Genomic DNA, 13,372 nt, shown 5'->3' on the forward strand with positions numbered 1-13,372 from the left:
CAAACAGAAAAAGGAGCAGCCCCATGCATTTCATCGTCACCTGTACAGACAAGGAAGGTGCCCTCGACATTCGCAAGGCAAACCGTGATGCCCATCTTGCCTTCGCAAAGGAAAATGCTGCAACCCTGCAAGTGGGCGGCCCGTTGCTGTCTGACAGCGGCGATATGATCGGCTCCTGCCTGATCTGCGAAGCCGATGACAAACAAGCTCTCGAAGCCTTCCTCGCCCAAGACCCATATGCCAAGGCGGGCCTCTTCAGCTCTGTCACCATCCTGCCCTGGAAATGGGTCCTTGGCAAACCAGAATAAGGCACCCGGAGAGGCATATGGCTTACTGGCTTTTCAAATCTGAACCCAACACATGGAGCTGGGACGACCAGGTCGCCAAAGGGGAAGCGGGCGAAGAATGGAACGGCGTGCGCAACTATCAGGCCCGCAACAATATGCGGAAAATGGCCCTTGGTGACCGTGGTTTCTTTTATCATTCGGTCAAAGAGAAACGCATCGTCGGCATTGTCGAGGTCTGCAAGGAAATCCATCCCGACAGCACAGACGACAGCGGCAAATGGGAATGCGTTGACATCAAGGCCATCGAACCGGTCAAGACGCCTGTCACGCTTGAGGATTGCAAGGCCCATCCGGAACTGGGCAAGATGATGCTGATCAACAATTCCCGTCTGTCGGTTCAGCCGGTAACCGATGAGGAATGGATGATCGTCTGCCAAATGGCTGGCGTCAAAGCCTGATCGAACAAGACAATCAGAAAGCAAAAAGGGAAGACATCCGCCCAAGATGCCTTCCCCTCAAGACGCTCATTCACAGTCGGAACAATTACTTCACCTTGGTATGCTCTTCGTGAATACCGATGGACAAACGCGTGGATTCGGTCGTTGAGAGACGCGAGATCTCGGCGATTTTCTCCTGCTGCACTTCATTGGGATCATTCCACTGCAATTCAAGCCAATTGCGTTCATCCCCAATCTGGATCAGCGCTTCGATCATGGCCTTGGTCACCCCAATGCCCCGGGCTTCATAATCGACATAAAGAATATCGACATGACCGACCCGTTTGCCCGAAATGGTTTCCGGCAGATCAAAGAAAGTGCAGAAAGCACTGAGCTTTCCACCCACATAAGCCCCCATGACCTCTGCCGTGCGGTCCGTTAGCAAAATCTCGGCATAAAACATGTCAGGCTGACGTGGTGCACCACGTTTACGCTCTTGCGCATAAGCGGAAATCAGGGGAGCCAACTCAAGGGCAGCATCCAGTTCCAATTTCTTGATGTCAAACTCGCTCATTCTCACTCCCATCTCTTCTCTTGCTATGGCATTCAAACCCGCCGTGACCAATATCAAGCAGCTCTCGCGCCTCGACAGCATGCATTGCTTAAGAGAGCTATCGTAGAACGCGCGACAAATTACTCAATCCATACTGTCGCACCTTCCCCATTTATCCAATAGCTTCCTCGCCCAAAGAATAAGAACAAAAAAAGCCGGATCGTAAAACCCGGCTTTTTGTCCATGAATTGAGGAGAATAGTCCTAGTCGAGATCACGCACGTCAATGAAGTGACCAGCCACCGCGGCAGCCGCAGCCATTGCTGGCGAGACCAGATGCGTGCGGCCCTTGAAACCCTGACGGCCTTCGAAGTTGCGGTTCGAAGTGGACGCACACCGTTCACCCGGCTCCAGCTTGTCCGCATTCATTGCAAGACACATGGAGCAGCCCGGCTCACGCCACTCGCAACCGGCTTCAACGAAGATCTTGTCCAGACCTTCGGCTTCAGCCTGTTCCTTGACCAGACCAGAGCCCGGCACGATCATCGCATTGATACCGTCTTTCACCTTGCGGCCCTTGAAAATATCGGCAGCGGCGCGCAAATCTTCGATGCGACCGTTGGTGCAGGAACCGATGAAAATGCGATCGACAGCGATGTCGGTCATCTTGGTGTTGGGCGCAAGACCCATATAGTCGAGCGCACGAATGACCGCTGCTTTGCGAGCTTCGTCCTCGATTTTTTCCGGATCCGGTGTCGTTCCGTCAATTGTGGTGACATTTTCCGGGCTGGTGCCCCAAGAAACGATTGGTGGCAGGGAAGCGGCATCAAGCGTCACGATGGTATCGAATTCGGCACCCTCATCGGTATAGAGGGTTTTCCAGAATTCCAGCGCCTTGTCCCAGTCAGCCCCGGTCGGAGCTTTCGGGCGACCCTTGATATAGGCAAAGGTTTTTTCGTCCGGTGCGATCAGACCGGCACGAGCGCCAGCCTCGATGGTCATGTTGCAAATGGTCATGCGCCCTTCCATCGACAGGTCGCGAATCGCTTCACCGCAGAATTCGATCACATGGCCAGTACCACCACCGGTACCGATCTTACCGATGATAGCCAGCACGATGTCTTTCGCCGTAACCCCTTCGCCAAGCTTGCCGGTGACTTCCACCTTCATGTTTTTGGCTTTTTTCTGAACCAGAGTCTGGGTCGCCAGAACATGCTCGACTTCGGAGGTGCCGATACCGTGCGCCAGCGAACCGAACGCACCATGGGTCGAGGTATGAGAATCACCACAGACAATGGTCATACCGGGCAAGGTGAACCCCTGTTCCGGGCCTACGATATGAACAACGCCCTGACGCTTGTCCAGCTCATTGAAATACTCGACGCCGAACTCATTCGCATTGGCAGCCAGAGTTTCCACCTGCAATTTGGATTCAGGATCATCAATGCCCTTGGTCCGGTCGGTTGTCGGAACATTGTGGTCAACCACAGCCAGGGTCCGCTGGGGTGATCTCACTTTGCGACCGGTCATGCGCAAACCTTCAAACGCCTGCGGAGAAGTCACTTCATGAACGAGGTGACGATCAATATAGAGCAGGCAGGTACCGTCTTCCTGTTGATCGGCCACATGGGAATCCCAGATTTTATCGTAAAGGGTCTTTGCTGCGCACATGCTTGGTACCAGTCCTCTTAGAGTAAATTCATCAAGCGCAGATCCCGCCGGTGATCAAAACGCGAGATCAGCTTTCTTTTGCTTTTAATTGCGATAGTTCCTTGGTCAAGGTCAAGCAAGAATCTTATGAAAAGACTCGATCTACCGCAATTTCGATACAAAAAAGCCCGATGCGCAATCGCACCGGGCAATTTCTGGCAAATACGGTAAAACCGGTCTGCCCCTATTCGGCGTTGCCTTCGGAAGCGGCTTTGGCTTCGGCTTTTTTCGCTGCGCGCTCTTCAGCAGCTTTTGCTTTTGCCACATCGTTAAGACGACGGGCGCGCGAGTTGGTTGCTTCAACGATACGGGCAGATTTACCGCGACGACCGCGCAGATAGTAGAGTTTCGCACGACGAACTTTACCGCGGCGAACCACTTCCACGCTGTCAAGCATCGGAGAATAGATCGGGAAAACACGCTCAACACCTTCGCCATAGGAAATCTTGCGAACGGTGAAGCTTTCATTCAGGCCACCGCCGGTACGCGCAATGCAAACGCCTTCATAGGCCTGAACACGGTTACGGGTGCCTTCGGTCACACGCACATTCACACGAACGGTGTCACCGGGAGAAAATTCAGGAATCTCGCGCTGAGCTTTGATTTCAGCCATTTGCTCTTGTTCGAGCTCTTCAATGATATTCATGATGTTCACTCTTGTTGTATCACTACGACCAGAGCGTCCAATGCAGTCCCGCCGGGTCATTGACCACCCGACATGCCACAAGGGCCGGTTTCGCCGTACTTGTTGGAAATCAGATTGTGGGGCGTAATACCCAATATATGTCCGTTTGTCACCCCTAAAAGTGATTCAAAATGAAGGTTTTTTGGGATTTGGCGCATTAACATGGAGCGAACAAGAAAAATGTGGCCGGGCCAATGGCCAAACCAAATGACACCCATCCGGGCCGTCAAGACGTTCAATGCCATGCGCCGGTTTGAGGTACGTAAAAAAGGGAATCTGACAAGGCCGCTAACGAGATCGGACTATTTTTGTCACAAACTGGTCGCGCCGGATGCGATAAAGAACACTCCTCTGGAGCGGATGACCCGTCTCTTCTTCGGGATGATCAAAATCGTCTTCCGGCGAATATGTCATACCAAGCCGCTTCATGACCGATTGCGACTTGACATTTTGAGGCACCGTCACAGCGACGACCTCTTCCAATCCCAGCTTTTCAAAAGCATGCCTCAGGACCGCCGATGCGCCTTCAGTGGCGTATCCATGCCCCCAGCAAGACGGATCAAGTCGCCATCCAATTTCTATTGCTGGGGTGAAATGTGATTCGTAATCGGTTCTCTGAAGACCAACAAAGCCAATGCAAGGCTTTACATTGGGGATCTCCATTGCCCAAAATGTGAAACCATGTCGGCGCTCATGCCTGTCAAATTCGCGGATCTGCGCATCACTTTGTAATCGCGTCAGTGGGTCGCCCAAGAATTCCCTCACACGTGGATCAGCATTGATACTGGCGTAAGGTTCGCTGTCCGATTGTCTCCATGAGCGGATCTTCAAGCGCGCCGTGGATAGAGTAAAGTTGCTCAAATCAACACCTCCTCACTCCTTCTCCCGTTCCCAGGCCTCATACAGGTCTGGTCGGCGCTCTTTCGTGAGAGCCACCGATTGCTCATGGCGCCATTTCGCTATGTTGCCATGATGCCCCGATGTCAAGATTTCGGGAATGTCCCGTCCCTCCCACTCGGTTGGACGGGTATAATGAGGATATTCCAGAAGACCGCTTTCAAAGCTCTCGTCTTCGCCGGAGGCAACCTTGCCCATGACGCCGGGCAACAATCGCACCACCGCATCCATCAGCACCATCGCCCCCAATTCGCCACCGGACAGGATATAGTCGCCAATGGAAATCTCTTCCAGTTGCCGCCCGTCGATCACCCGCTGATCGACCCCTTCGAAGCGACCGCAAAGAAGAATGACGCCATCAGCATCTTTGAGCTCCCGCACCTTTTCCTGCGTCAGGGGCTTGCCGCGCGGTGAAAGCAGAATGCGCGGCCTTTGATCACCCTCGCCGGTGGCATGATCAATGGCGCGGGCCAGCACGTCGGGCCGCAAAACCATACCGGCACCACCACCGGCTGGTGTGTCATCGACATTGCGATGCTTTCCTTCCGCGAAATCACGAATATGCAGCGTATCAAGCGACCAGAGACCATTTTCAAGCGCTCGACCTGCAAGCGTCGTACCCAGGGGTCCGGGAAACATGTCCGGAAAAAGGGTCAGGACCGTCGCCCGCCAGGGTGCAATCTGCGCTTCATTCTGACCTTCATCGATTGGATTCACATCCGACATGATTGATCTTAATCCTGATCCTTTTTGAGCCCTTCAAGCAATTCCGGCGTTTGACTGAAATCAACGCCCTCACCTTCCAGAGCCTTTTCCGCCTCATCGACTTCATCAAGCAGCCCTTCGGGTGGCACAATCAGAACATAGCCTTCAGAGACATGAATCTCGGGCACGGCTTCCCGTGTGAAAGGAATATAATAGCCCTTGCCCCGTGCGGGCATGACATCAAGCATATCTCCGGCACCAAAGTCCTGAATGGCGACAATCGAACCGAGAGACGTGCCATCTTCAAGCCGCGCCTCAAGTCCAATCAGATCGGAATGGTAAAACTCTTCTTCCTCAAGCTCGGGCAATTTGTCCCGATCGACATAGAGCCGCACGCCATTGAGCGATTCCGCTTCATTGCGATCATTCAGACCCTTGATCCGGCAGACGTAAACAGTTTTTGAAAGACGGGCAGACTGGATTTCAAAACGGCGCGAGCCATCCGCATTTTCCAACGGACCATATTGAAAAAAGGCATCGGGATCATCGGAAAACAGTTTCAGCCGCACCTCGCCCCGCACACCATGAGCTGCCCCGATCTGGGCGATGCAGATCTTGTCCTTTGGCTCAGAGCCTTGTTTGGCCATTCCGATCTTCCCCTTAATCCGAGTTCAATAAAAAAAGGGAGTCCGGGCGGATGGCCCAAACTCCCCTTTAAAAAGGCCAGATTACTCGGCGCTTTCTTCAGCAGGTGCGGCAGCAGCCTCGGCGGCAGCGGCAGCAGCTTCTTCTTCTTTCATGCGCTGTTCTTCAAGACGTTCCTGAGCTTTCGCGCCCGGTTTTGCTTTGTTCGGGTTGTTGCGAGCAGGACGTTTTGCCAGACCGGCGGCATCAAGGAAGCGCAAAACACGGTCGGTTGGTTTTGCACCCTGAGCAATCCAATGCTGAATGCGCTCAACATCGAGCTGCACGCGATCTTCGGAATCTTTTGGCAGCAGTGGGCTATAAGAACCAACTTTCTCGATGAAGCGGCCATCGCGTGGAGAGCGAACATCAGCAACAACGATACGATAGTAAGGACGTTTTTTGGAGCCACCGCGGGCCAAACGAAGTTTCAGAGCCATGGAGTTTCCTTTCCAAATTCGGCTTTATTGTTTCAAACGGCCAACTTTTTGACGGCTGCGCTCAGCCCTTGGCCTTGTTCCTTATTCTTCAACCAGTCCGGAAGGACCGGTCTAGCGTTTCTTCTTTTTCCCTTTCCCGCCGGGCATTCCACCCATGCCGGGAAGTTTTGGGCCACCCAGTCCCGGAAGACCCGGCATACCGCCTGGCAATCCTCCTGGAAGACCCCCGGAAAGCGAGTTGGGGAAGCCACCGGGCATTCCGCCACCCATTCCTTTTGCCAAATCGCCCATATCAGGCATTTGGCCGGATTTCTGCATCGCCTCGAGCTCTGCCGGATCGATCTTTGGCATTCCGCCACCGAACAGACCACCAAGGCCGCCCTTCTGTTTGCCAAGCTTTTTCATCATGTCCGCCATCTGGCGATGCATTTTCAAAAGCTTGTTGACCTCGGACACTTCTACCCCGGCACCTGCTGCCACACGCTTCTTGCGGCTGGCTTTCAAGATTTCGGGATTACGACGTTCTTTGCGGGTCATGGAATTGATAATGGCCACCTGACGATTGACGATGGAATCATCCAGATTGGCCGCAGACATCTGCTTCTTGAGCTTGCCGACACCGGGCATCAATCCCATGATGCCGCTCATGCCGCCAAGTTTTGCCATCTGGCCAAGCTGATCTTTCAAATCCTCAAGATCAAACTTGCCCTTGCGCATTTTCTCTGCTGCAAGCGCCGCTTTTTCAGCGTCAATCGTCTCTGCGGCTTTTTCTACCAGCGAGACAATGTCGCCCATGCCCAGAATACGGCCAGCAATACGCTCGGGATGAAATTCTTCCAGCGCATCGGCCTTCTCGCCAACACCCATCAACTTGATCGGCTTGCCCGTTACCGCGCGCATCGAAAGCGCAGCACCACCACGGCCATCCCCGTCAACTCGGGTGAGAACGATACCGGTGACATCGCAGCGCTCATCGAAACTCTTGGCCACATTCACCGCATCCTGACCGGTCAGGCTGTCAGCAACCAGAAGGATCTCGTGCGGGTTGGTCACCTTGCGGATCTCTTCCATCTCGACCATCAGCGGCTCATCCACATGGGTACGGCCAGCGGTATCGAGCATGACAACATCAAAGCCGCCAAGCTTTGCGGCAGTGATCGCGCGTTTGGCAATCTGGGTCGGGCTTTGTCCGGCAACGATTGGCAGGGTCTCGATCCCGTTCTGCTCACCCAGAACGCGCAGCTGTTCCTGCGCCGCCGGGCGGCGGGTATCAAGAGACGCCATCAAGACCTTTTTGCGATCCCGGTTTTGAAGGCGAAGAGAAATCTTGGCTGTCGAGGTGGTTTTACCGGAGCCCTGAAGACCAACCATCATGATGGGGACAGGCGCTGCCGCATTCAGATCGATCACCTGAGCATTGGAGCCCAGCATTTCGACCAACTGGTCATGCACCAGCTTGACCACCATCTGCGCCGGACTGACCGACTTGATGACTTCAACGCCAACAGCCTTTTCCTTCACTTTTTCCGTAAAGGTCCTGACCACATCCAGAGCAACATCGGCCTCGATCAGTGCGCGTCTGACCTCGCGCAGCGCAGAATTGACATCAGCCTCCGATAGCGCACCACGCTTGGAGAGCTTGTCAAAAATGCCGCTTAAGCGATCTGATAGCGATTCAAACATCCATTGCTCCTTCGTTTCTTCCCATCGAGCTGCAAAACTCAATTTGGGCCTTTCCAACCGATCTGCCAACCAGAGCAACCGCAAAAGGCCGCATAGCAGAAAATCACCCGAGGGCGCAACGCGCTGTCGGATGTGGACTTCCCGGTTCTCTTTACACCTTTGCGGGACCGGGTCAGTGGCTCAAATTTTCATTCTGCAAGATGAGAATGGGCGGTATTTACGCGGAAATCGGCCTTTCGTCAACCGGGTTTGACTCACTATTGGCCGAATTCAGGCAGATTATAAAGAATCGAGCTGCAACAATCGGCAAGAAACGCCACAAGATGAGACCGTGTGCCTTGCGTGAAATGAAAAACCTCCCAACCCAGTGCCCTGACCTGCTCGACATTTTTCAGACTGTCATCGATCAGAAGCAGATCACATGGAAGAAAAAAGCGACGGCAGCGACCCGATAATACTGGCTATTTCATCTGCCCCGGCTTCGCGCAATTCGTCCTCACCGCCATAGCCCCAGAGCACTCCGACGCTCTTCATTCCGTTCGCCTTGGCTCCCAAAATGTCATGCTTGCGATCCCCAACCATGATCGAAGAGCGGGCATCGGATCCGCTGACATCAAGAGCGTGGGCCAAAAGCTCGGCCTTGTTCGAACGCGTGCCATCAAGCTCGGCTCCAAAAACCTTCACGAAATATCGGGACAGATCGAAATGCTCCAGAATCTGGTTGGCAAACGGATGAGGCTTGGATGTTGCGACAAAAAGAGCATTCCCGGCTTTTTGCAGCTCTTCCAGCATGTCGGGAATACCGTTATAGACCGAGTTTTCAAAAAGCCCATCCCTTGAATAACGCTCGCGATAAGCAGCAACCAGCTCATCCTTGCGCGCGTCCCCTGCCAGCTTTGCGGCACTTTCCTGCAAGGGAGGACCGATCACCCAGTCAAGATCCTCGGGGATATCGTCGATTCCCAGTTTGTTCAAGGCATATTGCACGGATCCGACAATGCCGGTTTTGGGATCGGTCAACGTCCCATCGAGATCGAAAAAGATCGAAGTCATCAGAAGATCCTGATCACAGTTGATAAATCAAAGGCGACTCAAACAGCGCTGACCGCAAGACGTGGATCGGGCAGATCGCCATAAAGAAGTCTCTCTTCATCAAGCAATTCTCTGATCCGCAGGCTTGGGACAAACACCATGACTTTGTTGCGCCCGTTCCTCTTGGCAAGATACAGCGCACAATCGGCCGCCGTAAACAGCTGGTCAAACGTATCGCCTGCGATTTTCACAGACGCGAAACCCGCACTCGTTGTCAGAGTGATGGGCATGTCGTTATAGGAAAAGGATGTCACGGCGATTGTATGTCTTACTCTCTCAAGGATGCTCTCATGATCGGCACATCGGCCAGACAACAGAACTGCAAATTCCTCGCCACCCATCCGCCCGAACAACGCATCACGAGGCAACGCCTTGCGCACCAGTTTTGCAAAGTCGATCAGGATTTGGTCGCCTCCGGCATGGCCGAACGTATCATTGATCTTCTTGAAGAAATCAATGTCGAAAATCGCCAGTGTCGTCTCCTCGGAGGCATCGTTCAGCCTTTGCTCGGCCTTATTCACAAAAGCACGGCGATTGGCAATTCCGGTCAACATATCCGTTTCGGAAGCGATTTTATATCTTTGTTCCACCCGATCCTTGATCAAGACGATCATGCCGATCATGATCATGATCGTGCTCAGGAAACTCTCGAGCAGATAGAATTTCCACCAACCCACTTCCAACCGGCCATCCACCATGGTAGCCGGCATTGAAAAGATGAAATAGATCAGCGTCAGGCGAAAAGCACCATGGACAACCAGCATGACAGCCGCCGGATAGACCATTGAAAGACCGCGATTGCGCGGATTGGTAACAAGATAGAACGCGCTGACAAGAGCGATCGCAGCAACCACAAGAGATTGCATGGCGACATTCAGATTATAATGGGCGTAGTAGTCCAAAACAGGAACCACAACAATCAGATAAAGAGTGGGAACGACAATAACACTTTTTATGGAAACCGATTGGCCATTGAAAGCGCGAAATCCGGCCCAGCTGAACATATAGGCACTGATCGAAAATGTGGTGCTGATCGCCACGGCCTGCGGACCCAGGGCGTCCAGATTCGCCAAAATGACAGACGCGATAACGGCCAGAACATAGGTCAACGACCAGTAACCGGCGGCTTTTTCCTTGAAATTGCCCAACCAGACGAAAATCATGGTCACTGCTGAAATGAACATTGACAAGAACAGACAAAAATAAATTGTAGTGATGTCCAGAGCATTAAGCATAACCATTCCTCGCCAAAAAGAAGGTTACCGACAAAGCATGAAAAGAGTCATAATAGATAGCCATAAAATGGGCTAAATCATTCAAAAACCTTTCTTTTATACTAGTTAAATATAACAATTACTGTCCGTTTCTGTAAGACGGGATCAAACCTCACACAGATTCCCCTACCATGAAAAATTGGCATGGACATTTGACATTTCATCGCCATGACGCCCCTATCTTTTTCTACACAAAACGCTAATCTGGCACTCAACAAGATCGATGTGGTGCAGCAAGTTGAAATAACAAGCATCAAGCCCAAAACTACGGAGACCATGGATGTCACCCAATCCGACAACACAAAAAGAGCATATCTGGCTGCGCGATGAAGACCGCGGCACAGAACGCCGCACCGCCCTTACGCCTAAAAATGCCAAAGTGCTGATTGATGCGGGTTTCTCCGTTACCGTTGAAAAAAGCAACAAACGCGTGTTCGAAGATTCTGCCTATGAGGCCGTTGGCTGCGCGCTGGCCGAGTCCCGATCCTGGGTTGATGCTCCTGAACAAACCGTCATTCTGGGGCTCAAGGAACTCGCTGAAACACCGACCGAACTGCGTCACCGCATGATTCATTTCGCGCATATCTACAAGGACCAGACGGGTTGGCAAAAGGAGATGGCCCGCTTTGTCAATGGTGGCGGAATGCTCTACGACATCGAGTTCCTTACCAATGAGCAGGGCCGCCGCGTTGCAGCATTCGGCTACTGGGCTGGTTGGATGGGTGCTGCCTTGGGGGCACATCGCTTGCTCGAACGCAGAGCTGGCCGCGATGAAATCACCAAGGGGGTTTCACCGTTCGAAAGCCAGCAGGTAATCATCGACAAACTCAAGGCCCTTGCTGCGGAAAAGGAAGGTGCTCTGCCAACAGCAATCGTGATCGGCGCAAAGGGTCGCTCTGGAACAGGGGCCACCGAATGCCTTGAAGCCATCGGCATGCAGGTCACCAAGTGGGATATCGAGGAAACCAGACTTCTGGACAGGCAGGCTTTGCTCGCCCATGATCTGATGGTCAATTGCGTGTTGATGTTTGGCCCTGGCTTATTGCTGGCAAATAAAAGCCACCTCGCGGCACAAGGCAGCCAAATGAAAGTGATCTCGGACGTTTCCTGCGATCCATTTTCCGATTTCAATCCACTGCCAATCTATAGCGAACCGACAAGCTGGACGGAGCCGGTGATTGAAGTTTGTCAAAATGGCTCAGGAGACGCGGTGGAAGTGACAAGCATCGACAATTTGCCTTCCCTGTTGCCAATGCAGGCCGCGGAAGAATTCTCTGATCAGTTCATTAAGCCTCTTTTGGCATTCCCCAATGGCGTGGCATGGAAAAACGCCGAAGCCAAGTTCACGACAATTCGTGAAAAGGCGGGGCTGTAGCATCAGCTCATAAGCCGAAATACATCGTAGATTTCACAGGGCGCGGCAAAAAACCGCGCCCTTTTTGTATTCTAGAACGGCTCCAACAAACTAATGTCCAATCCCCTCCGCCTTTACTTTCGCAAAATAGAAATTACCCTTTTACTCATAAGACGACGACGCAATTTCCGGCGATGCTCACGGAAAATTCATTGCACAGATGAACAAATTTCATCCAATACGTATTATATCTGATGCTAGTATCGTTGGACGTTGAAAATCTCTTGGAAACCAGATCAACCATGTTTATGAGGACCAGATCATGCGCAAACTTGCTTTAGCAACAATCGCTTTGTCACTGCTCGCAGCCCCGTCCCTTGCGGGACCAAAAGAAGATGCAATCGCGGCTCGTCAGGGCCACTACAAACTGCTTGGTGCCAATATGGGCGCCCTGTCAGCAATGGCAAAGGGTCAGATTGACTATGATGCCAAGACAGCCCAGATGCATGCCGACAACCTGGCTACGCTTTCCAAAAACAATATCGGCTTCCTGTTCCTTGAAGGCACCTCTTCAAGCGACATGCCCGGCGTGACTCGGGCGAGCGCCAAAATCTGGGAAGATTTCCCGGGCGTTGGTGCTGCTGGTGCCAAATTTGCTGAAGCCGCCATGACCATTCAGGCAGAAGCTGGCAAAGGCGCTGCTGAATTGGGCAAAGCCCTTGGCATGGTTGGCATGTCTTGCAAAGGCTGTCACGACAGCTATCGCACCAAATAATCTAGAAAAGAGAGCCGGGTTTTCCTGTCCCGGCTCTCCGTTTTTTTCAAAGTTGCCTTTCTCCCCCCTGGATTTTCTCTTGAAAACGAGTTTTTGCCATGACTGACAGATCCCCAATCTCGCAAGACCCTGAAGAGGATAAGACACTCGAACATGTCCGTCTGTGGGACCCGGCTCTACGAGCCTTTCACTGGTTGTTGTTCCTCTGTGTCGTTGCGGCCTGGGGCCTGGGTGAATTCGGCCCGGATATCATGACGCTTCATTTCTATTTCGGTTATGCCATTTGTGCCTTGCTTGTTTTCCGGCTTGTCTGGGGCCTGGTAGGCCCAAAAGCGGCACGTTTCATTCACTTCATCTATGGCCCGAAAACGACGCTCGGCTATGCTGCGAAAATGTTCCGTCGCGAACCAAGCTACTGGCGCGGCCACAATCCTGTTGGGGCGCTTGCCGCCTTTGCCTTGCTCGGCCTGCTCATAGCCCAAGTTGCAACAGGGCTCACCGCTGATCCGGACGACTTTGTCAATGTTGGCCCCTTGGCAAGCTATGTCGGTTATGACAATTCGGTCATGGCCAACCGCATCCATGCCATTGTCGCAAAACTGATCCTGCTGATGGTTGTCATTCATATCGCGGCCATTGCCTTCTACAAGGTCTGGAAACGTGAAAACCTGATCACGCCCATGATCACCGGTTGGAAATGGGTCAAAAAGTCAGACAAGGCCTGACCGTCTCCGTTTCAGCCAACACTATCGACTTGCCGCCAACAGGCCCCGGCTCTTTGCACACAGCACGAATTC

15 protein-coding genes are annotated in these 13,372 nt (G+C 52.7%); 5 read left to right on the forward strand and 10 right to left on the reverse strand.

From position 1 onward, the window contains the following. Positions 1–23 precede the first annotated feature (23 nt). Together ACHZB8_RS01900 and ACHZB8_RS01905 are read left to right on the forward strand one after the other, a co-directional pair. Complete coding sequence (locus tag ACHZB8_RS01900) at positions 24–308, forward strand: YciI family protein (RefSeq protein WP_316858335.1); 285 nt, start codon at positions 24–26, stop codon at positions 306–308. A 17-nt stretch (positions 309–325) separates the two neighbouring features. Beyond that, positions 326–745, forward strand: a complete 420-nt coding sequence (locus ACHZB8_RS01905) for an EVE domain-containing protein (protein WP_316858337.1) — start codon at positions 326–328, stop codon at positions 743–745. 85 nt (positions 746–830) lie between these two features. Here ACHZB8_RS01905 and ACHZB8_RS01910 read toward each other — a convergent pair whose 3' ends face one another. From ACHZB8_RS01910 to ACHZB8_RS01955, 10 genes are all read right to left on the reverse strand, one after another. Next, positions 831–1,298, reverse strand: coding sequence for a GNAT family N-acetyltransferase (locus ACHZB8_RS01910; protein WP_316858339.1), 468 nt, complete (start codon positions 1,296–1,298; stop codon positions 831–833). A 242-nt stretch (positions 1,299–1,540) separates the two neighbouring features. After that, positions 1,541–2,947, reverse strand: coding sequence for a 3-isopropylmalate dehydratase large subunit (gene leuC, locus ACHZB8_RS01915; protein ID WP_316858341.1), 1,407 nt, complete (start codon positions 2,945–2,947; stop codon positions 1,541–1,543). A 223-nt stretch (positions 2,948–3,170) separates the two neighbouring features. After that, positions 3,171–3,632 carry a 50S ribosomal protein L19 gene (rplS, locus tag ACHZB8_RS01920; protein ID WP_316858342.1) on the reverse strand — a complete coding sequence of 154 codons (462 nt, stop codon included), beginning with the start codon at positions 3,630–3,632 and terminating at the stop codon, positions 3,171–3,173. Positions 3,633–3,959: 327 nt separating this feature from the next. Beyond that, positions 3,960–4,532, reverse strand: coding sequence for a GNAT family N-acetyltransferase (locus ACHZB8_RS01925; protein ID WP_316858343.1), 573 nt, complete (start codon positions 4,530–4,532; stop codon positions 3,960–3,962). Positions 4,533–4,544: 12 nt separating this feature from the next. Beyond that, positions 4,545–5,294: a tRNA (guanosine(37)-N1)-methyltransferase TrmD gene (gene trmD, locus ACHZB8_RS01930; RefSeq protein ID WP_316858344.1), complete on the reverse strand. Its 750-nt coding sequence runs from the start codon at positions 5,292–5,294 to the stop codon at positions 4,545–4,547. A gap of 8 nt (positions 5,295–5,302) precedes the next feature. Beyond that, positions 5,303–5,920 (reverse strand): ribosome maturation factor RimM, encoded by a 618-nt coding sequence (gene rimM / locus ACHZB8_RS01935; RefSeq protein ID WP_316858346.1) that lies wholly within the window; start codon positions 5,918–5,920, stop codon positions 5,303–5,305. Positions 5,921–6,001: 81 nt separating this feature from the next. Beyond that, on the reverse strand, positions 6,002–6,397 hold the full coding sequence (gene rpsP / locus ACHZB8_RS01940; protein WP_316858347.1) for a 30S ribosomal protein S16: 396 nt from the start codon (positions 6,395–6,397) through the stop codon (positions 6,002–6,004). Between the two features lie 111 nt (positions 6,398–6,508). Then, a complete protein-coding gene (ffh, locus tag ACHZB8_RS01945) occupies positions 6,509–8,080 on the reverse strand; it encodes a signal recognition particle protein (RefSeq protein ID WP_316858348.1) in 1,572 nt (523 codons plus the stop codon). A 417-nt stretch (positions 8,081–8,497) separates the two neighbouring features. Then, positions 8,498–9,133 carry an HAD family hydrolase gene (locus tag ACHZB8_RS01950; RefSeq protein WP_316858349.1) on the reverse strand — a complete coding sequence of 212 codons (636 nt, stop codon included), beginning with the start codon at positions 9,131–9,133 and terminating at the stop codon, positions 8,498–8,500. A gap of 38 nt (positions 9,134–9,171) precedes the next feature. Further along, positions 9,172–10,356, reverse strand: a complete 1,185-nt coding sequence (locus ACHZB8_RS01955; RefSeq protein WP_316858350.1) for a GGDEF domain-containing protein — start codon at positions 10,354–10,356, stop codon at positions 9,172–9,174. Between the two features lie 370 nt (positions 10,357–10,726). Between ACHZB8_RS01955 and ACHZB8_RS01960 the strand changes: the two genes are divergently transcribed. The 3 genes from ACHZB8_RS01960 (at position 10,727) to ACHZB8_RS01970 (ending at position 13,300) form a co-directional block, all read left to right on the forward strand. Beyond that, positions 10,727–11,821 carry a saccharopine dehydrogenase gene (locus ACHZB8_RS01960; RefSeq protein WP_316858351.1) on the forward strand — a complete coding sequence of 365 codons (1,095 nt, stop codon included), beginning with the start codon at positions 10,727–10,729 and terminating at the stop codon, positions 11,819–11,821. A gap of 301 nt (positions 11,822–12,122) precedes the next feature. Continuing rightward, a complete protein-coding gene (locus ACHZB8_RS01965) occupies positions 12,123–12,575 on the forward strand; it encodes a cytochrome c (protein WP_316858352.1) in 453 nt (150 codons plus the stop codon). A 98-nt stretch (positions 12,576–12,673) separates the two neighbouring features. After that, positions 12,674–13,300, forward strand: coding sequence for a cytochrome b/b6 domain-containing protein (locus ACHZB8_RS01970; RefSeq protein ID WP_316858354.1), 627 nt, complete (start codon positions 12,674–12,676; stop codon positions 13,298–13,300). The last annotated feature ends 72 nt before the right edge of the window (positions 13,301–13,372 follow it).

It is taken from the genome of uncultured Cohaesibacter sp. (assembly GCF_963556055.3).
GTDB lineage: Bacteria > Pseudomonadota > Alphaproteobacteria > Rhizobiales > Cohaesibacteraceae > Cohaesibacter.